Annotated in this window: 11 protein-coding genes; 3 read left to right on the forward strand and 8 right to left on the reverse strand. The window is 50.8% G+C overall.

The genetic code is table 11. From position 1 onward, the window contains the following. Positions 1–67: 67 nt before the first annotated feature. The 4 genes from V5J77_RS20885 to V5J77_RS20900 form a co-directional block, all read right to left on the reverse strand. A complete protein-coding gene (locus V5J77_RS20885) occupies positions 68–2986 on the reverse strand; it encodes an NHLP bacteriocin export ABC transporter permease/ATPase subunit (RefSeq protein WP_338552763.1) in 2919 nt (972 codons plus the stop codon). A gap of 26 nt (positions 2987–3012) precedes the next feature. Next, complete coding sequence (locus V5J77_RS20890; RefSeq protein ID WP_338552764.1) at positions 3013–5169, reverse strand: NHLP family bacteriocin export ABC transporter peptidase/permease/ATPase subunit; 2157 nt, start codon at positions 5167–5169, stop codon at positions 3013–3015. Between the two features lie 198 nt (positions 5170–5367). Beyond that, on the reverse strand, positions 5368–6327 hold the full coding sequence (locus V5J77_RS20895; RefSeq protein WP_338552765.1) for an NHLP bacteriocin system secretion protein: 960 nt from the start codon (positions 6325–6327) through the stop codon (positions 5368–5370). Positions 6328–6368: 41 nt separating this feature from the next. Then, the gene (locus V5J77_RS20900; RefSeq protein WP_338552766.1) at positions 6369–7559 is read right to left on the reverse strand and encodes an ABC transporter substrate-binding protein; all 1191 of its coding nucleotides are present in this window, start codon (positions 7557–7559) and stop codon (positions 6369–6371) included. Between the two features lie 304 nt (positions 7560–7863). Between V5J77_RS20900 and V5J77_RS20905 the strand changes: the two genes are divergently transcribed. Beyond that, entirely contained in the window at positions 7864–8583 is a 720-nt protein-coding gene (locus V5J77_RS20905) for a response regulator transcription factor (protein WP_338552767.1), read from the forward strand. 229 nt (positions 8584–8812) lie between these two features. Here the strand turns inward: V5J77_RS20905 and V5J77_RS20910 are convergent, their stop codons facing one another. Both V5J77_RS20910 and V5J77_RS20915 read right to left on the reverse strand, forming a co-directional pair. Continuing rightward, positions 8813–13309 carry an invasin domain 3-containing protein gene (locus V5J77_RS20910; protein ID WP_338552768.1) on the reverse strand — a complete coding sequence of 1499 codons (4497 nt, stop codon included), beginning with the start codon at positions 13307–13309 and terminating at the stop codon, positions 8813–8815. A 67-nt stretch (positions 13310–13376) separates the two neighbouring features. Further along, positions 13377–13550: a hypothetical protein gene (locus tag V5J77_RS20915; protein WP_338552769.1), complete on the reverse strand. Its 174-nt coding sequence runs from the start codon at positions 13548–13550 to the stop codon at positions 13377–13379. A 174-nt stretch (positions 13551–13724) separates the two neighbouring features. Between V5J77_RS20915 and V5J77_RS20920 the strand changes: the two genes are divergently transcribed. Together V5J77_RS20920 and V5J77_RS20925 are read left to right on the forward strand one after the other, a co-directional pair. Beyond that, entirely contained in the window at positions 13725–18224 is a 4500-nt protein-coding gene (locus tag V5J77_RS20920; protein ID WP_338552771.1) for an AAA family ATPase, read from the forward strand. Positions 18225–18351: 127 nt separating this feature from the next. Beyond that, positions 18352–18759 (forward strand): hypothetical protein, encoded by a 408-nt coding sequence (locus V5J77_RS20925; RefSeq protein ID WP_338552772.1) that lies wholly within the window; start codon positions 18352–18354, stop codon positions 18757–18759. 128 nt (positions 18760–18887) lie between these two features. Here V5J77_RS20925 and V5J77_RS20930 read toward each other — a convergent pair whose 3' ends face one another. After that, positions 18888–19865: an iron-hydroxamate ABC transporter substrate-binding protein gene (locus tag V5J77_RS20930; RefSeq protein WP_338552773.1), complete on the reverse strand. Its 978-nt coding sequence runs from the start codon at positions 19863–19865 to the stop codon at positions 18888–18890. A 211-nt stretch (positions 19866–20076) separates the two neighbouring features. Next, complete coding sequence (locus V5J77_RS20935) at positions 20077–21732, reverse strand: helix-turn-helix domain-containing protein (protein ID WP_338552774.1); 1656 nt, start codon at positions 21730–21732, stop codon at positions 20077–20079. Between the last annotated feature and the right edge of the window lie 226 nt (positions 21733–21958).

A 21958-nucleotide genomic window follows, 5' to 3' on the forward strand; every position in this document is an offset into this window, starting at 1 on the left:
TACAGGTATTAGAATAGCAGTACAGCTTCAATCTGCTCTCAACTCTCGTTCAATTTTAGTTCAAATATTACGCCAATTGACGGCTGGCAAGCTCCGCGAACAAACCCTGCTGCTGCAACAGCTCCTCATAGGTGCCGGATTGAATAATTCGTCCTTTATCGAACACATAAATGTGATCCGCCTCCGTAATCGTACTTAAACGATGGGCAATGACGATTCTCGTTACCTGCAATTTGGTCAAGCTTTGGCTGACAATGCTTTGCGTCCTGTTATCCAGAGCGCTTGTAGCCTCGTCAAAAAAGAGAATTTTCGGCCGCTTGGCGATCGCTCTCGCAATCATTAGACGCTGGCGCTGTCCGCCAGACAGCGTGCCGCCGCCTTCGGATATCACCGTATGCATCGCCATCGGCATGCTGCGAATATCCTCATCAAAGCCCGCCATTGCTGCCGCCTCCCACGCATCCTGAAGCGTCAAATCGGAGGTACCAATAATATTGGTGAAAATATCGCCGGACATCAGCTTGCTGTTTTGCAAAACGACACCAAACTGGCTCCTCAGCAGCCCCACATCAAGCGAGCGCAAATCCTGCCCGTCAAAATAAACTGAACCGCTTTGAGGCTGCTCAAAGCCGAGCAATAGCCGCATAAGCGTTGATTTGCCGCAGCCAGATGCGCCAACGAAGGCGACATACTGCCCTGCTTTAATATTCATCGACAGATCCTTCAGGACGAGCGGCTGATCCTCCGCATAGCGGAATTGAATATGCCGAATTTCAATCGCCCCGCTTACTTCACCCGGATCCTCAAGCTGGTCATGCAATTCCGGCAGCGTCTTTAAAATCGGTTTGGCTCGCTCATACAGCGGCACGATATGTACGACCGACAGCAGCGCGGAAGCCATCGCCAGCATCGCCATGAGAAAGCTGGAGAAGGCGGAGAAGAAAGCGATAAATTGTCCTGCCGACAGCGCGGAATGACTGGAAGCAACCATGTAGAACAGCACGATAGAACAAACCAAAGGGAAAAAGGATTGAAAGACGCTTGAGTAGTTATCCAGCATTCTGACCTTGAAGGACAGCTTCTTCTGCTCGGCAAACGCTCTTGCCCATAAGAAGAAAGCGCGGTTTTCCGCCGCCGCCATGCGAAACTTGCTAATGCCGTTCAGCAGTTGGAGCACGGTACCAGAAATACGTCCTTGAATATCAAGCAGCCTGCGCTGGTAACGAATTTGCAGCAGGCCAATGCCGACCGTGAAGGACATGGAGATGAGCACAAGACCTCCGGCGACTAAAGCGAGACTTGGACTGTAGCGAAACAGCAAAGCATACTGAAAAATAGAAAATACGCCCGTCAGCAGCGAGCCTAGAGCCGCTCCTGATAAAAGCTGCCTAATCGTATTAATGCTGCTCGCCCTCGAAGCCAAATCTCCCGCCGTATAGCTGCGGAAAAAGGACACTGGCAAATTCAGCAGCCGATCCCAAATCGCCGCTTGAACCGAGCTTTCTACCCGCCCCTCCATTCGCATGGAAGCGAGTGAGCCCGCCAGCCGGAACAAGGCAATGGACAGGACGGCGGAGACGAGAATCAGCGCCATCTGGACAAGCGGTCCCCGATACGATTCTGGAATAATCGTATCTACCAAAATGCCGGTAGCAACGGGCAGCATAATGCCGAGCAAGCCTGCTGCAGCACCCATCGCTAGAACCATAATGAGATCCCGCCGAATCGAATGATGCATGCCAAACTGCAAAATATCTTTTACGCCGAGCGCACGAGCTGGAAAGGTCCGATAAAACATATAAGCCATCGGCTCTAGGCCTGCTGCCATTTCAGCATGAACGCTGCCTTTTTCGCCGCTAAGCGGATTTTCCCACGTGTAGGAGCCCGTAGAAGCAGGAATCAGGGCAACAGGCTCGCGGGATAGCTCCATGAACGCGACCAGCGGCCCATTATCTTCCTTCCACCATTCCCCTTTGAGCACCACCTTGCGGGAGCGGACGCCAGAAGCTTCGGCGATTTCCTGAATAGGCGAACGCTGCGAATGCTTCTTAAGCTTTCTGCCTACAGGCTTAATGACGATGCTTGCATATTCGCCGACGACGCGGCAGGCCATAAATAGTGGGTCAGCTGAATGGAAAACAGCCCCCTGCTGATCCTTCGGCCCTGTAACGGCAAGCAATCGCTTGAGCGCATGATCCATGAGCGAATCATCATGCTCCGTTCGCCGGAGCAGGCGTTCATGCTCCTGCACCCGTTCCTTCTTCAATAAACCAGCTAAGCGGCTGGCGATTAATTGATGGAACGAATATAAACCTTGCAGCTGCTGATCCTTGTGAAGCCAATTACTCGTGCTAAGCAATTCGAGCTCAGCGGCCTGCTTCGTTTCCAGCCAACTGGAGGAGGTAACAGGAATGTAATGAGGCTCCTGCGCCGTAATGGCATGCTCGGACAACCAATAGACAGCCCCTTCACGAATTTTAACCCAAACCGTTTGCAGGGATCGCCAGGTTTGATCCGGCGCCAGCTCTCGCTGCTCGCTTGGCTCCAGCAGCTCAAACTCAGGCGGGGAATTACGCACACTTAGTGCCGCAGACCAGCAGCCTACCCATTGATCAATTAATGGGGCAAGCTGCTCATCGCTTAATTTATACTCCGACCTGCGGCTTACAAATTGCTTGCGGCTCATTTGATATACCTTCGTGCCCACCGCTGCTGTCACCAGCAAGCCCGTTCGCTCTTCTCCTGCAAAATCCTCAAAACCGAATAAGAGAGCCCCTTCCTCCAAACTGAATAAATAGCGCCGCTTGTTTCTCGTCCCGCCCTTTTCAAGCTCAAGAGTCACAGCGAAAACATCCGCATAACCCGAATCGACATACCATACATCGTTTTGATCGGTTATTAGAATCGGCCTGTTGCCTTCCACTTCATGACAATTACCGCAACCCTCAAAAAAAGAATGCAGGCCCCCTTGTACCGCTTCAGCCATTTTTCCACCTCCTTTTCGTTCTATGTCTACTGATTTTGAATGAGACGGGTATAATAGCCATTTCGTTCCATGAGAGCCTGATGCGTGCCTCGTTCAATGATCTTTCCACGCTCCAGCACCACAATCTCATCTGCATCCCTAATGGTGCTGAGTCGATGAGCTACCGTAATACACGTCAAGCCTCTGCGCCTTAGACTATCATCTACCTTTTTCTCCGTTGCCGGGTCCAGCGCGCTTGTCGCCTCATCCAAAATAACAATGGATGGATTGCCAGCCAGCGCCCGGGCAATTTCCAGCCGTTGCCGCTGCCCTCCGCTGAAATTGCCGCCATTTTCCGCAATCATATGCTCATAGCCGCCGCTGCGCTCCGTAATATGATCATGGATCACCGCATCCTTTGCAGCACGGATGACATCGGTCTCCGGTATCGTAGAATCCCAAAATGTAATATTTTCTTTAATCGTTCCTTCCAGCAGCACAATGTCCTGATCAACAACGGCAAGCGAATTGCCCATCCGATTGCGGGAAATTTCATCGCGCTTCAAGCCGTCGAAGCGGATATCACCGTCCCATGGCTCGTAAATGCCGGCAATCAGCTTCGCAATTGTCGATTTCCCACTGCCTGAGCCTCCAACCAGCGCTACCTTCATTCCCGGCTGAATAGATAAATGAAATCGGTCAATCAGCGGGCCCTCCAGCTTGCTGTAGCCGTACGTCAAATTGTTAATTTCAATTTTCCCCGAGAGCTTAGCTGTGCCCTCTGTCTCAGAAGCCTGCTCCCCATTTTGCTCCATCTGCCTGTCAATTGGATATTGCAGCACATCGTCCAGCCGCTTCATGCTTCCTCCCGCCTCCTGAACAGAGCCTGCCAATGCGACCATCTCGTTAACCGGCTGGCTGAAGCTTGCGGCAAGACTTTGAAAGGCGACCAGCGAGCCAATCGTCAGCGCTCCATCCATAACCTGAAAGCCGCCGAGAAACAAAATCGCAACAGCGCTCAGACTCGTCAGCAAAGCAGGAACGGCCATGAGAAACTGGTTCGATACGCCGAATTGCTGCGTGGAATTGAGCAGCTTCGCCTGATAGCCCGACCATTTAACGAAAAAATCCGCCTCAGAGCTGTTCGATTTCAATGTCTCAATCACTTGAAGGCCATTCATGGACACGCCTTGCATCTTCCCAGCCTCTTGCAGCAGGCGCAAATTTTGATCGTTGCGTTTGCGCGTAATAAATCGCATGAATACAAGATTTAGCAGCGAGGCCCCAACCGCGATGCCCGTCAATACGACGCTGTATTGCAGCATCAGCAGCAAATAAAACACAATCATGACGCAGTTAAGCGCCGCTACAGCAAGCTGCCCGGACAGCAGTTGGGCGACACGGTCGTTAATGGCGACCCTTGCGGCAATATCTCCGCTAAACCGCTGGGAGAAAAACTCAATCGGCAGCCGCAGCACATGCCAGAAAAAACGGCTGGAGGAGCTTAGTGCAAGCTTCATTTCCAGCCTAAGCAAGTAATAGCGCTGCAGCCACGTCAGAAGCGCCCGCAGCAATGCGGTCAGCCCCATTCCGATCAGCAGCGGAAACAGCCAGCTTTTCAAGTTGCCGAGCAGTACCTGGTCGATAAATACTTTACTGAATACCGGAATTACTAGGCCCGGCAGCACGAGAAACAATCCAGCAAGAATAGCGAAGATGAGCGCCTTTTCCGACCCTTTAATGCGACTGGACAGCGAGCTAAGCACACTTGGCGCTTTCCCTTGACGGACATAGGCAGGGGATGGCTTAATCGCAATGGCAACCCCCGTAAAGGATTGATCAAACTCCTCAAATTTAATTTCCCTTGGACCTGTAACCGGATCATTCAAGAACACACGATCATTATGAATACCCTCTAATACAAGAAAATGATTGAAATTCCAATGGATGATCAGCGGCCATTCCATCGTTTTTAGATCTTCCGGATTTTTGCGATAACCCTTCGCTTCCATACCGTATTGGCGCGCTGCCTTGAGCACATTGCTCGCTTTGCTTCCATCCCGGGAGACACCGCAGGCAATTCGCAGCTCCTCAAGCGGAATGAAGCTCTTATAATAACCGAGCACGATAGCAAGTGAGGCTGCTCCGCACTCTACAGCCTCCATTTGCAATACGGTTGGCGTTTTTACTCTTTTTGAGGCCACGAATCCGCTCTCCTCTATTGGGCTTGGAGAAAAATAAGGCTGCGCTGCATGAAAAGATTGAGCTTCCGATCGCCATTAGCCTTGAATTTCTATGAATATACCCGTGTCCGGGGAAATTCAAGGCTAAAAGCGAACACTTCGTTTCTCCAGCCCAAACTTTTCATTCCGCTACGCCTTTTTTCACCGCGCCCTTCTTGATTATTTAAAATATGGAATGACGGTCGCAATCGGGCGTTGCGAGCTGACCGTGATGGAACCATCAACCATCATGCCGCTGTTAAGTCGAACGGGCGGACCCTGCTCCGTCGTCCAACTGTAGCCGCTTGCCATCTCCGAGTTAGGGGAAAGATTGACGCGAATTTCCAGCGATACGCCCTGCGACGCCATCTGCTGTACTAGACCTTCATTGCCCAGCGTAGACATCATCCCCTGCACCGTTACTGGAAATTCGGATACCGATACGACTTGGCCAATGAGCGAGCCAAACTCTTCGCGGTTAATCGAGCCTGGCGAGACGCGCACCTCCATACCTGGCAGCAGCTGTCTGCCTTGACTGACCGGCACATACAGCACGGCAATCAATTCATCCGTCTGTACGCCATACGTTTCCAGCCGAATAATATCGGAGCCATCGCCAATGTAATTTCCAGTCTTGACCAAAACCTCCTTCACTTTGCCCGTGTATGGGCTTATCACTCTTGTGCTGTATTCATAGCTAAGCTGCTGCTGCTCAAGCTGCTGCTTCAGGCTTTTGAGCTCCGCTACTCGTCCCACCCTATCTTCAGCCGTCGCCCCTTCAAGGTTCATGATAGCAAGCTTAGTCTGCTTGATCTGCTCCAGCAGCTCCGGCTGCTCCATTCGGCCAATGACCTCGCCCTGCGTTACCGTGTCGTTCTCGACAACGCGAATATCGGATATCGCTCCGGCCGCGGAGGCATGAACGGTCTTCAGTCCGCCTGGGCGAATGAGCACACCAGGTCCATCCGCCTTAATACTCATCGTGCCGAAAATCCCCCAATACAGGGCGGCGACAATGAGCAAGCCTACACCCGTGAGCATAAGCCAGCCGCGAGGCGAGGTTACCCGAACCAAATTGTCGAGCTGCTCCGGGGAAGACAGCCGCTCAAGTGCCACTTTACGAAAAACATGATTATTCATCGCTACCTCCCTATGTTTAAGCCCATCCTTGCCGCGTCGCCTTACAACGGATTCGGAATGAGCACCTCCTCCAGACGCTTGAAGGCTCCTCCCTCCAGCTTTTTCATGACAATGCTCATTCCCTGAACGTCGCCCTGAGCATCGAAGGAATGCTGACCTGTGACCCCTTCCCAGCCCTTCAGCTCGGACAAAGCGGCAGAAATCGCTTTCGGGCTGCGGGAGCCCGCTTTCTCGATGCCGTCCGCGAGCAGCCTCAGCGAATCGTAAGCCTGCGCCGCCCATTTGCCCGGCTCTTTGCCGTATTTTTCGATATACTGCTGCCGGAAGCTTTGATTAACCTCGGAAGCCCCTAGCTCATGGTAAACCGAAGCTACAATTGTCCCTTGCACCGCTTCGCCCGCTTGGGCAAATTCCGCTGAATCCAAAGCATCTCCGCCGATAACGGGGATGGTCATGCCAGCGGCGCGAATGGCTTTAACGAAGGCGATTCCTTCGTTTGCCCTCGTGGCCAACATAATAAGATCGCTATCCAGTGTTTTCCATTTATCGACAATACGCATAATATCAGCCGTATCCTTATAGCCAGATAGACGGTCAACGACGTGAAGTCCCGACTGGGATGCCTGATCTTCAAACGCATTTGCCAGTCCTCTTCCATACTCGTCATCCGTATAATAAATCGCTATATTGCGGTGCTTCGTGCCTCCCGCATACATGGCAAGTGCCTGTCCAAGCTGATTATCATTAGGAATATTGCGGAAAATATAAGAGCTGTTCACATCAGTCAGCTTCGGTGATGTCGATGCCGGCGTCAGCAGCACAATGCCCGCATGCGCATAAATGCGAGATGCTGGCACCGTGACGGAAGAACCACGATGGCCGATGACTGCACTGACAGCAGGATTATCAGCAAATTGCTGCGCAATCGCCATGCCTTTTGTCGTAGAGGCTTCGTCATCCATTTCCATTAGCTGTATTTTCCTCCCGCCCAGAATGCCTTTCTGATTGATTTGCTCAAGCGCCAATTGAAGACCTTCATGAAATTGATCATTCTGCTGCGCAAATGGCCATACCGCTCCAATGACCACCTCGGCTCGCGAGCTGCTAAGCGCCCGCTCGCGAGCCTGCTCCGGTCCCGACGCCGAGGCGCATCCGCTTATCGTCAGCGTGATTCCGAGCAATGCGATTTTCCACAGCAGCCCCTTCCGGCGTATTCCCCCAATAACATTCACTAGGCTATCTCCCTTCAGAACTAAACCTTGCTGTACCTTTATACCTGTCAAGTCCTACTGCCCCTACATTATAAAATAGCCCAAAATGTTAAACCATCAATTCCAATTCAAGATAACCTCAATTTCATTTAAAATCTGATTTATCCAATCGACTTATTTTGGCGAACATGCGATACTTAAGGCAGAGCGTTTTTGAGACTTTCGGCACGGTAAATATTTCATCGTGAAACGATTGCTTTGCCGCAGAAGGACGACTTCATCCGTTTACGCTTGGCAAGCTATACAAGAGGAGAATGACGATCATATGTCTTCTAAAAATACGATTTTAATTGTGGATGATGACCAAGAAATCAATGAATTGCTGACCATGTCTCTGAAAAGGGAAGGGTTTCATACGCTGTCTGCCTACAATGGCGTCGATGCGCTTAAAGCGGCGCAGGAGCACGCTCCTGATCTGGTGCTGCTGGATGTGCTGCTGCCGGGTATGGACGGCTTTCAAATTTGCAGCGAAATTCGCAAAACGAGCACGGTGCCGATTTTGTTCGTTAGCTGCAAGGACGAGGATATTGATAAGGTGCTGGGGCTTGGCCTTGGAGGGGATGACTTTATCTCGAAGCCTTTTAGTCCGATTGAGCTGATCGCCAGAGTAAAGGCGCATATCCGAAGAAGCAATTTGCTGCAAAAGCATGAAGAGGTAACCGACAAAACATTAAAGTTTGATCAATTGCTCATTGATCCCGCCACCCACCTTGTGCTTGTGGACAACAAACCCGTTGCCCTATCAGCCAAGGAATTCAAGCTGCTGTTCCATCTCGCTAAAAATCCAAACCGAGTATACAAAAACGAGCAGCTTTTTTCGCTGCTCTGGGATGATGTCCATATGGGAGATACCCATACGGTCATGGTACATATTTATAATTTGCGAAAAAAATTGGAGAAGAATCCGGCAAAGCCGCATTATATCCGCACGATTCGCGGCGTTGGCTATAAATTTAATGACAAGCCTGCCGAATTCATAGACTAATCGGGGAAATCGCAGCATCTATGCAGACGCTGCGAAGCATTTTTTACGTAGAATTAATGGAAGAGTTTTTGTAAAAAGGCGGTCTTGGCGCGAAGAGAATCGGGGGAGCGTTAGCCTATTCATCTCCATTTAGGAGTAACTATCCTAACGCTCCTCCTTGTACATCCTATCGTTTTAATCACTCCTTTCCAGTTGGTCTCATGGTCGATCTCACCTTTTCACCGCCTCTCTACTGGATGAACCCCGCTTGCATTAGCATGCGATAAATGAGTACGGTCGTTTCAGCGCGAGTCAGTGATTTTTGCGGCTGCAGCTCATTCCCGTAGCCCTTCAGCAAGCCTTTTAATATCGCTGTCTGCATAGCTTCCTTCGCCCATTTTCCAATTTTTGAATAATCGTCATATACGGATAAATCCACTTTTGCCGCTTCTGTTGAATCGCCCTCCACACCAACCAGCTTTAGCGCCCGAACAACCATTACGATGGCTTCCTGTCTGGAAACCTCCGCATTTGGTCGAAACGTTCCATCTGTATAGCCGTCCATCAGGCCATAGGTTTGTACGGCTGCTACGGCATTACTGTACCAGCTCAAATCACTAACGTCGCGGAAGTCGGTGCGGCCTCCAATGTTCGGCAAGCCTAGCGCCCTAGCAAGCAAAGCTGCCATTTCAGCACGGGTAATAGCTGCGTCTGGTTTAAATAAATTGCCGTCCTGACCGTTTACGATCATTCTGCTGTACATATTTTTGATTTCAGGAGCCGCCCAATGCTTTTCAATATCTGTTAAGTTGGACGTTTTGGAGATGAGTACAAAGGTGCCCCCCGCTAAGCTGCGAATAGCGGCCAATTTCCGTCCATTTTTCACTATAAATGAAGTCGGAACAGGACGCAGACCCAGCTTCTCATCCCACAGGGCAGCCGTTGTAGCTGTGAAGGCTGCATTTGCAGGTAGATAAATGACGCTTTCCACATAACGATTGAAGCTGGAAGCCTCGTTTACACCGCTAGCCCCAATCGCCTCCACTTTAAAATAAATCGGGCTGCCGATTAGTTGAAAGCCGCCTGTTTCAGCTTCTTGTTGCAGGCTCGCTATAGCATTCCCCTTCTCCATCCCTATCGTAATGCGCAGTTTCGTCGCAGCACTCCCTACCTGCCGCTGTTTAAACAGCTCAGCCATAGGCAGACGCTGCTCCCCGTATAACGTCTTAAGCGTCACAATTGAAGCGGATTCGATAAAAGCCTGCACGGCGTCAGCCGATAGCTGTATGTCAACTAAATCTGCTTCCGCAGCAATGGAGATGGAGACGTTCTGTTTTTCCGTAGCAGTAGCGGAGCCCAGTGCGTTGCTGAATGCAGCGGCGTCCAAATTGGCAGAGATAGTTTTATTTTTATCCGTACCAAGCTTAAGGAGGGCAACGCCTATAACGTCTTTTTCATTAATTTGAATGGCAACGGGTGTATCTGCTGAAGCGACAGGCGTGGTCGAGGCTCCTCCCGTATTGGGAACAGTAACAGCAGGTACGGCACGAATGACGTTCAACTCATACTTTTTAATCGTGCCATCCTGTGCCTCAACCTGAACCTCAAACGTATTGTTTCCCGTTGCAAGCGAATATTCCCCGGTTTGAGCTCCGCTCGCAATCTGAGCACCGTTTACGTAAGCTTTGGAATAGGCGTCCAATAAGGTCAGCTTCATTTTCAAAGCAGCTGTCGACTGGTCTACATGGACCGTATAATTCGTAGTGGCTGGATCAAATGGGAAGCTTATTTCCCTTCCTGCTCCCTCTAGCTCCCACTCAGACAAATCCGCATTGCTGCTTAAAGGTACGATATTTTGAATATGAATCGTAGTCACTGCGGCATTTCCCGCAGCATCTAGCGCATAGACGGTATACACACCGTTCGTCCGTACAGTAAACTCACTCGAAATGACCTCACCAGCCGCTGCAAAATAAGAGATGGACTGGCTTCCTTCTGCCCACTTAATGGAGGAGATCTGATTAAATTCACCGATAGCCGCTACCGTCGCATGAACGGTTACCGTTTCAAAGGTTGCTGCTGACGGATCAGCTAGCAGGGTAATCGTTGGAACCTGATCGTAGACGAACGACACCTCAGCTGTTTGATCAAGTTCAACCCCGCTTTCCTCCTCCTGGGCAAAATAAATGACGTCCTCTGCGGTCGTATTGCTCACGGCGAAGGCGGCAATTCCAGCTGCATCAGTCACAGCAGTGGGCTGAGTAATGACGGAATGTCCGCCCCTTGCTTGAAGTCGCACCGTCTGTCCCTCAATCGGATGGTTAAAGTTATCCATCAGCTTTACAGAAATCACAACGCTTCCGCCATCCGCACGAACGACTGCCGCGCTCGCGGTGACGGTCGATTGAGCCGGGTTCATCTCCCCGGCAATGAATTCGATTTCCTCTGTCATTCGGATCGTCTGCCCATTAACGGTTGCACTCACAATTGCGTTACCTAAAGTTGTCGGAGCAGTCAACGTTGCTGTATACGTGCCGTCACCGTTGTCCGTTACTGCGCTAACCGTTCCCAGCGTAGCAGTTATGGTTACCGTCGCTCCGCCCGTCCTAATGCTGTTTTCCCGTGCGTCGCTCAGCCCTACACGAATCGTTGTTTGGCTTGCTCCGTCAGCGGTTAGTTCACCCTTCATGGCTTGAATTCTGCTCGTTAAAACGGATGGGGCTCCTGGTACAAAGGAGACGCTTGCCGTTGCCGCTATTGCCTGCCCGCCGACTCTGGCGCTGACTATAGCTGTGCCCGCCATTGTTGACGCAGTCAGCGTAGCCGTATACGTGCCATCGCCATTGTCCGTCACGCTGCTCACTGTGCCCGCTGTTGCGGATACCGTGACAGCCGCTCCACCGCTTGTAAGCGTATTGCCCTGCGCATCCTTTAGCTTGATGCTGACGGTCGATTGACTGGTTCCGTCAGCCGTCAGCGTTGCTGGGCTCGCCTCTACTGTACTCGTCGCCGTCGATGCCGCTCCTGCTGCATACTGCACATCTGCCGTCGATGTGATCGGCTGTCCTCCTACCGTCGCACTGACGGTCGCGGTTCCCACCGTTGTCGGGGCTGTCAGCATCGCCGTATACGTGCCATCGCCATTGTCCGTCACGCTGCCCACTGTGCCCGCTGTTGCGGATACCGTAACGGCCGCCCCCCCGCTTGTAAGCGTATTGCCCTGCGCATCCTTTAGCTTGATGCTGACGGTCGATTGGCTTACTCCGTCAGCCGTCAGTATAAGCGGGCTCGCCTCTACCGTACTTGCTGAGGCTGACGCTGCTCCAGCTATAAATTGTACGCTCGCCGTTGACGCGATCGCTTGGCCTCCTACTGACGCGCTGACGGTCGCCGCTCCCACTGTCGTCGAAGCGGTCAGCGTCGCCGTATACGTGCCATCGCCATTGTCCGTCACGCTGCCCACTGTGCCCGCTGTTGCGGATACCGTAACGGCCGCCCCCCCGCTTGTATGCGTATTGCCCTGCGCATCCTTTAGCTTAATGCTGACGGTCGATTGGCTAGTTCCGTCAGCCGTCAGCGTTGCTGGGCTCGCCTCTACTGTACTCGTCGCCGTCGATGCCGCTCCCACAACATACTGCACGCTCGCTGTCGATACCAGCGCCTGGCCTCCTACAGTTGCGCTGACCGTTCCCGCTCCCACAGTCGTCGGTGCCGTCAGCGTCCCCGTATAGGTGCCGTTGCCGTTATCCGTAACGGCGCTGACTGTGCCAGCCGTCGCCAATGCCGTGACGATCTCTCCTCCGCTCGTCAATGCATTGCCATACATGTCCTTCAGCCTGATGCTCACTGTTGTCTGACTTACGCCATCGGCCGTCAGAGAGGCGTCCGATACTTCCACTAAACTCGTAGTCGTCGACGCCGCTCCCGCTACAAACTGCACGCTCGCCGTTGAGGCAACCGGCTGGCCTGCTACTGTCGCGCTCACCGTCGCCGCACCTGCTGTCGTCGAAGCCGTAAGCGTCGCCGTATATGTGCCATCGCCATTGTCTGTAACCCCGCTGACCGTTCCCCGCGTAGACGAAATAGTCACGTTTTCTCCAGCCGTCGTCAGATTCGTGCCCTGCGCATCCTTCAACTGTACCGTCACCGTTGTTCCGCTTGCACCATCTGCAATCAAGCTGGATTGACCAGCCGAAACAGCGCTCAAGGCTGGAGCGAGCGAATAGTCTCCGACCATATACGTTCTAAAAGCAAAATCACGGCCGATAGCAGTTGAATAGCCTCCTGCATAGGTATCACTAGTACTTAAATTCCACCCAAATCCGGATACTCCAGCATTTTCTGTAGAAACAACCATTCGATACATAGTGTCTTTCAACAAATAAACCGATGTACCGGAAAAATCCACCGTTACCCAGCCTGCTCCGAAAGACGCTAATTGAACGGAGGCGAGGGGCGCCCCAAGGTCTGTCTGATTATAAAGCTTAATGTTGAGGTAACCGGGGCCTGCATAGATATCAGAAATACTAAGCTCAATGGCATCTAAATATCCAGTTATAGCTGGCGTAAAGGTTTGAAAACGCGGATAATCTGCATTTACCCACACATTTCCAGAGTAACTTGCACTCTCCTGATCCATAACAGCCGCTCCTGCGGCCTGCGCCGGCCTTACTGCTGAAAGCTCAATTAATAATACCGCTGTCAGAAAAAGCGCAATCCAGCGCTTGTTCCAATTCCATTTCTTCATTGAAATCCCCCATAAACGAATAGATGCTATCCTTATATGAACTTGATCGCTAGCTCAAAGACAGGCTCTAGCTCATAAAAAAAGCCACGGCGCTGCCCACTAGTGCCAGAACTAGAAAAATACCGAAATACCACTTGGTAAATTTCCAGCTCATACCATTTCCATCCCACCACACCTTAATAAAAATAGCAATCGCGATAATTGGGATAATAACCAGAACAATCAATGCATTCTCCATCATTCACACCCTCCCAAGCCTATCTCCTGTTCAATTCTCTATTTAAATTACTGCAAAACCATGCTCTAACCCTATACCTACAAAGAAGTATTTTTCATTTAAAACGAGCGTAAACAGGCCTCCATTTATTATAATAGTAGGTATGAAAGAGCAATTTGACGCTAGAGGTGTATGGTCATGTCCGCAATGAACTTTGAAAATACTTTCGGCCCTGCGCGGCCGGATTCGCCCGTCCTCGATCTGTCCTTAAGAAATTATTTAACAACATGGGACGGGATGCCTGCAGCGCAATTTCTGCCTTTAGCAAGCTCTCTTGCTGCAAGTGTAGCTGAGCTTCACCAGCAGCATACGCTTCATCTCGATTTGCGCCCGGAGCGCATTCGTGTTTTTCCCGAGCACAATCAAGCTTCCGTGCTGGATGCCGGATTGCGTGTAAGGCGAACAGACAGCCGCTATGCACGACCTGACGGGCAGGTCGCAAACGAGCTGACGCTTCCCTATTGCTCGCCGGAAAATACCGGCCGGATGCAGCGAGCAATCGACGAGCGGAGCGATCTTTATTCGCTAGGCGTTATTTTTTATGAGATGCTCACTGGACGTCTTCCTTTTGAAGCAGACAATCCGCTTGAATGGGTATACCTGCATTTGGTGAAAAGCGTCCCGCCAATGACTAATCCGCATACGAATTACCCAGAAGGGCTAGAGGCTATTATAATGAAGCTGCTGGAAAAAAATCCGGATAAACGCTACTCCAGCGCGCTGCTGCTTCAGGCAGATTTAAATAAAATAGGCGACTCTCCGTCTGCTTTTATAACAGAGCCCGGCTTTCACGGCAGAGAATATGAGCTTTCCGAGCTCACCCAAGCTCTCTATTCGGTCTGCTTCGGCTCTACCGAAATCGTGTATATATCCGGAGAGGCCGGCATCGGAAAAACGAGCCTAATGGATGAAATGTTCCGCAAGCAGCCGCAAGCAGGCGACTTTTTTTACATAACCGGAAAATTTGAGCAGCTCGCCAATGAAAGCCCCTATTATCCCATCATCCACGCCTTTCGCGGTCTTATTCGCCACCTGATTGGTGAACACAAGGACAAAGCCGAGCTTTGGAGCATGCGGCTGAAAGAAGCTTTGGGGACGAGCGTAGGCATTATAACTGCGATTATTCCCGAAGCAACCATACTGCTTGGAGAAGCACCCGCTGTGGAGGAGCTTCCGCCTCACGAATCGCATAAACGGTTTATTTATACTTTTCGCAAATTCGTTCAAGCGCTCGCTTCCAAGGAGCATCCCATCGTGCTGTTTATTGATGATTTACAATGGGCACACGCTTCTTCTCTTCAGCTCATACATGCGCTGGTATGCGATCCAGAATGCCAGTATTTACTGTTTATCTGCGCCTACCGCCATTTGGAAACCGATGTCCGCATGCTTCCCGGCTACGAAGAGGACGGTAGTGTTTCCAAGCAGGCGTTCGTCCGCCATCTCCATTTGGAGCCGCTCGACATGGCGCATATGAACCGCTTGGTCATGGAGACGCTTAACAGCCCCGCCGGCACCACGATTGAATTGGCGGAGCTGCTGTACCACAAATCCGGCGGCAATCCGTTTCATTTCAAGCAAATTCTGCTCCGTTTGCAGGATGACGGAAGCCTCAGCTACAGTCCTGACAAGCATCGCTGGCAGTGGGATTGGGAGCAATTGCTTGAACGCGAGCCGGGCTTTTCCATTCAAGAGCTGATGACCTACCGGATGAGCCGAATTACGCCAGAAGCACAGCAGCTACTAAAGACAGCGGCCTGCATAGGCAGCACCTTTTCCCCACCGTTCATTGCCAAGGTTATGAATCGGGAAAATGAGACGCTGACCCTGCAATGGACAGCCATTGAAGGTGAGGGCATCATTTTGCCCGTTCACAATGGGCTTTACCGCTTTGCCCATGACAGCATCCAGAAGCTGATTTACGGTCAACTGGACGATTCAGCCAGACAGGCGCTGCATCTCCATATCGGGCGTTTTATGAACCAGCAGCATCAAGCGGAAACCGCTCGCAGAGACGATAGCGGCACGGAAGATGGCGAGCCTGCTTTCGAAGCCGTCAACCACATGAACCAAGGAGCTTGCTTAATTACGGATCTGGAGGAGCGGCTCCAGCTTGCGCAGCTCAATCTGGAGGCAGGCACACGCGCTAAAGCCTCCTCTGCCTTTGATGTAGCTGCTGGGTACTTTCACAAGGGAGCAGCGCTGCTTGGCATGGAGGGCTGGGCTTCCTCCTTTGAGCTTTGCTTTGATTTGTACGCCAAGAAGGCGGAATGTGAATATATGTGTGGGAATTATGTGCAATCAGAAAGCGATCTTGAGCTGCTGCTCAGCCATGCTCGCGGCTCAGCCGAACGAAGCCGCGTGTTTATGATTCGAATTATGCAGCACATCAATCAGGGCAAGTATGCGGAAGGCACTGCGCTTGGCCTGCAAAGCTTGAGGGAGCTGCACATTATTATTGATCCTAATCCCGGCAGCTTTATGCTGATGCTCGAAGGCATACGTATCGAGCAACTGCTGCGCAACCGCTACGACAAGCTGCCGCAGCTTAAGGAAATGACAGACCCGGACTACATTGCAGCTATGAATTTGATTTTTGCTATAGTACCCTCCACCTTTTTTACAGATAAAAAAATATATTTCCAGCTCATTTGCCGGGCCATTCAGCTGTCGCTTAAATATGGAAATACACCGATATCAGCAGCCGTCTATACGGCCTACGGGATGATTTTGGGCAATACCAAGGGGCAATTCGACAAGGCGTATGCGATTGGCAAAATCGGAGTTGAGCTGTCCGAGCGTTATAATAGTCCTTCCATTAGAAGTAATACCTACACGATTTACGGTGGCGTGCTGTGTCAATTTGCCGGAAAAGCTGGTGAGGGCGAGGCCTACATGTCTCAAGCGATGCGCTATGGCATGTCCTCCGGAGATTATGTCTTTGCCAGCTATGCGATTGGTGCCCATATCAACGCCTTGTATGCGAGAGCGCCATTAAGCGAGGTGAACCGCAAAATAGCCGACTATATGGTCGTGCTGGACACAACGAAGGATGAATTCGTGCGTCAAAACTTTTTCCTCTATCAGCAGTTTTTCCTCGCCCTGCAAGGGCGTACGGCTGCACCGGACTCCTTCAGCGGAGCTGAATTTGATGAAGAGCATTTTTTAAGGCAAATTAGGCAAGAGGAAACCGCGGCTACAACCTTATTTCAATTCAGTACCTATAAGACGCAGCTTTGCTTTCTTCTAGGACGCTATGAGGATGCGATGGGGTGGGCTCGCCAAGCGAAGAAGCATGAAGCCTACGCCACTCATTTGCCTCATTTGCCAGAATGCCTGTTTTATGAATCGTTAGCTATCCTTGCAGCCTATCCTGAGCTTCGCAAGCATCGAGCTATAAGAAAAAGCTTGCTGCACAATCTTAGGCGTTATCAAAAATGGGCAACATGGTGTCCTGATTATTATCAGGGCCGATCCGATATTCTTCATGCCGAATATGCCCGCGCCTGCAACGAGCAAAGCTTGGCTGAGGAGCTTTATGATAAGGCGCTGCGCCAAGCCAGAGAGCTGGGCGATATTCAGGTAATAAGCCTGGCAGCCGAGCTGGCAGCAAACTTCTACTTGGCTAAATCCATGAACAAAAGCGCTTTATTTTATTTGCAGACTGCACTCGACGGATATACACAATGGGAAATATACGTAAAAGCAGAGCAAATAGAGCAGCAATTGCTGAGCTTGCAGCGGCATGAGCAAAATGTGCAGCAGGCGGATGCCGCCTCTCCACAAATGTCCTTATACTCAGCTGCTATAGAGACAGGCGGTAGTAAACAAGAAAAGCCCGTCTCCACAATCAGCTTCCGCAGCAGCGAAGCACTGTCCTCGGAGAGCCTTGATCTTGCTGCTATATTGCAAACGACAGAAGCAATCGCTAACCCGCTCGATACGGATGCCGTGCTTGCCGAAATGATGAGGACGATCTTGAAGCATGCAGGGGCCAGCAAAGGGGCTTTGCTCACAGGAAGCCACGATGTCCTTCATGTTCAGGTGTATGCCGCCTTGGATAATCCGAATATCTCCTGTCCCTTCGAGCTGAATGACAGCTCCTTGCTGCCGGAAGGGATTATCCGCTATGTGCTGCGGACACAGGAGAAGGTTCATTACGCCGAAGCGGAAGAGAGCTGGCTCATTCATAATCCCTATATGGCAAAGCATCGGCCACAGTCGGTTATATGTATCCCCGTTGCTGTTCATGGCACCATGCTCGGCGTGCTTTATCTTGAAAATGAGCTGGCAAGCGGCGTGTTCTCAGCGGAGCGTATTCCCGTTCTGCTTGCGATGGCATCATACGGTTTATTGATTTGTGTTCTGCAAAGCTTGCCGGAGCAGCCCGAATCTCAGAGCAGCAAGGATTCCGCTGTACAGCCGCTGCCGGACATGATCGCGGAGCCGCTTACGGAGCGCGAGCTGGAGGTGCTCACCCTGCTTGCCGCAGGCTTATCCAACAAGGAGATTGCCGACCATCTCATCATCGCCCTGAGCACAGTAAAGGTACATGTGAAAAATATTTTCGCCAAGCTCAAGGTCAACCGGCGCACCAAAGCAGTCGCTCAGGCCAAAGAGATGAAGCTGCTCAGTTAATACCGATGGCCCAATCCACTATAAGCATGCAAAGCGGCTTACTAAATGGAGGTGTTTATGAACATTATCCCTGTACCCTCACATTCATTTGGATCAAGTGCGTAAAGCAGCGGCTAAGCGCTTCGCGATGAGTCGGGTACTGTTTCCGCTAATGGCGCGGCTTGGTCTGTACCGCCTCCTTGGCAGCCGCCCCGGCAGCGTTCAGCCAGCTGATGTCGCAGCAGAGCATCGCAAGGAGGATTTCACAATTGCAGCCGCCAATATGTTGATTGCTGAGCTAACGACATTTTCGGATGATTTGGCCGCGCTTCGCGACAAGCCTTTAGAGCTTGGCGATTTGGAGGTTTGCGTCATTTCCGGAACAAAGCCCGTACGCTTGGAGCAAAAACTACGGACAGCTATCACTGCCGCTCACCGCGCAACTGCTGCTTCGTTGGCAGGCGGCACATTTGTCGAGGCTCCTCAGTCTGACCATCTCGTCCTGTTCACCGATCCCGCAATCATCGTGGAGGAAGTGTTGCGGATGAAGCTTTAAGGATTTGGCTTCGCTATTAATAAAGGCAGCAAAAGCCCTGCTCCAGTGGACAACTTCCACATGAAGCAGGGCTTTTCGCGCCGAAGCTATTTTATTTTTCTAAAGCAACTCTTATCAACAGGGTCGAATTATTGTCCGAGAAAGCTTTGCAGGAAAAATTCCAGCTGATACTCCAAGCTCAGTGGATCGTTGAAATAAAAGCTTTTCGCATCGACCTCATAAACATGATTGTTGACCACAGCAGGGACGCTTTTGTAGACAGCCGTATCCTGGAACGAATTGTCTTCATCCGCATCTTTGCTAAAAATGACGTAGTCGCCCATAAAGTCATTCAGCACCTCTGTCGATACAGCGTAATAACCGTCCGTTTTCGTACTTTCCTTCACCTTCTCCGGCATGCCGAGGTTCAGATCGCCATAGAGCAGCTCCGTGCCGCGACCAAAGTTGTAGCCGTACACATATAGCTGCTTATTGAACGTTTCGATAACCGATACCGTCACATCGACGCCGATTTTCGCTCTAATTTGCTCGCCAGCCTTTTTCGTTCTTGCTGAAAAATCATCAACCCACGCTTGCGCTTCCTTCTCTTTGTTCAACAGCTTCCCAACTTCCAGCTGCTGTGTTAAGAAATCAACCTTGTTGTACGTATAAGTGACCGTAGGTGCAATTTGTTTGAACTTATCAATGTTCTGAATATCCGAAAGTCCGATAATCAAATCGGGCTGCAGCTCAAGCACCTTTTCTACACTTGCCTCGGACACCGCTTCGACGTCCTTGAGCTGTTCTTTAAACCGCGGGTTGTCCTTGGACATTTCATCCGCACCAACCAAAGGCACGCCCAGAGCCATCACATTGCCCGTCAAAAATCTTGTCAGCACGACGACGCGCTGCGGATGTGTTGGCACCTCGACCGGGCCATCCTCAGATTGGTAGATGAACGTTGCGGGTTCCGTTTCAGCGGATGGAGATGGTGCAGCCGACGCGTTAGTATTGCTAGTGCTGCCGCTTGCGTTGCCAGCAGTCCCAGCGTTGCCCGCTTGATTTCCGCCGCAGGCGCTAAGTGCTACTGCCATCAGAAGAACAAGTGGAATAAAAAGCTTTTTCATAGAATGACGCTCTCCCTTTTTTTCAAATATAACAATGCTTATGATTTTTCTATCCTTTCTCTATATTTCTCGGACTGAAACGCGCTGCACCGCCAGAGACGGTGACAGCCGTTTCACCTTATGATTATGAAAATCATTCGCATTTACTTTCATCATTATAGAGGTCACCTATGAACCAAGCCATGGCTTTTTGTTTGAGAAACCGCTTGGACTATTGGTTGCCCATAAATAGGGCTACCGCACGCCCAAGCTGCAAACGTATGGAAATGGGATTGTACGGTACCCATTCGTCCTTATTCAACACATGTACTTTCTTTTGCTGAACTGCGTGAAGCTCCTTCCAATACGGGGTTTCGAAGGTACTCTGCGCATGGAGCGTCGAGCCCTTATCATCTGGAAATTCAATGACGACGATTCGGTCTCCCGCATAGTCCGCAAGCTCCGCTGCCTCAATTGGCACCGAATGAAATTTCTCGCCCAGCTTGTCCATATTCTCCGCAATTTTTGCAGGCGGTCGCAGGCCTAGCGATTGATAAAGCACATACCCTACATTACGCGCTCCATATATGAGCAGCCCCTCTGGCTTAATGACCAATATCGTAATCACCTCGCTTGCAAAAGAGCTCTGCTCGATAATTGCACGCGCCTCCCGTTCCTCTTGCTCAAACGTATCCAGCCACTGCTCGGCCACGCTCACCCGCTGCACTGCTTGGGCAATAAGTCGCAAATGCTCCTTCCACCCAATATCCATCCACGTAATTTCTACAACTGGCGCGACAGAACGCAGCTGCTCGGTCCTTAATCCAACTTGCTGCATATGCTGCTTTGCTGCAATAATAAGCTCGACATTTGCAGCAAGCAATGCTGATTTCACCTGTTCAGGCGAGCTCGCGGCATGAATAAACCGCATCGTATGAGGCAGCTGTAAATCGGCGGTGCTTACATATTCACTGCTTTCCGTAATTACAATGGCAGGCTCAATTCCAAGCAGCCTTAAATGGCTGGCATAGGGGTGGAGCAGCACCGCTACATGCTGTAACGCGTCTCGGCTGTACCCTGAAGGAGCAGCACCGGTCTGCTGTTTAAACCGTCGACTTAAATAAAACTCATCATGGTAGCCTACCTTAAGCGCAATTTCTCGCAGTGTGCCAGAGCCGCTAATAAGCAGCTCCTTCGCACGATTGACACGAAGCCGCGACAAATATTCATTAGGAGTAAAGCCGCTAAGCTGCTTAAACAAGGTCGAATAATGGGACGGGCTGACACCTGCCATTGCGGCCAGCTGCTCCCGTGTTATTTTTTCATTAAAATGATTCTCCAAATAGGCAATGCTTTGCTCCATTGAAGGCTGATCGCCCGTTGCATATTTGGCATCCATCTGCTCCAGCACATGCAGCAATATTTGATGAAAAATAATTTGATTTTGCATATGACGAACCTCATGTGCAGGCAGCCTATGAATATATAGCTCCTCCATCTGCGAAACAATGACTGGAGCATGAGAAATATAATGCAAATTCAGCCCGCCAGCCACCGCGCTTTTCCGTACAATGGTATTTGCGGACAAAGCACGCTGCTGCGTGATTGTGCCAATTACGAGCTTATACGCATGAAGCGGCTGCACCGAGCTAACAGCTAACGCGGCACGGCTTTGTGCCGGGAGCAGGATAAGATTGCCCTCCGTCAGCTCAAACGTCTGATCGTTCAACGTGAGCACACCCTTGCCGCTAGCGATGGCAAGCAGCGATGCCGCTTCCTCATTTATTTTGTGCATAGGCATATTTGAAGTGCTGTACAGCGATTGAATGCTGGCAGCCGTATATAGTGGAAAATGAGACTCTGCCCACTCCAACTCAACGTGGTTCATCCTTACAGCCTCCGATGTGATCTATTTCTGGACTTCCTTATACTAACCACTATTATCTCGATTATATAAAAAAATAGCTATCACCTTGATCATTTAATAATGGAATGGGAAACAGCGAATACCTGATGAGACTTTCATGCCTTTGAACGCAAATAAACGCTTGGAAATCCAAGCGTTACGAGGTTGTACATATTTAATGAATGCCGTCATTTGCCTGTTGCAGAGC

Source organism: Paenibacillus sp. KS-LC4, assembly GCF_036894955.1.
GTDB lineage: Bacteria > Bacillota > Bacilli > Paenibacillales > Paenibacillaceae > Pristimantibacillus.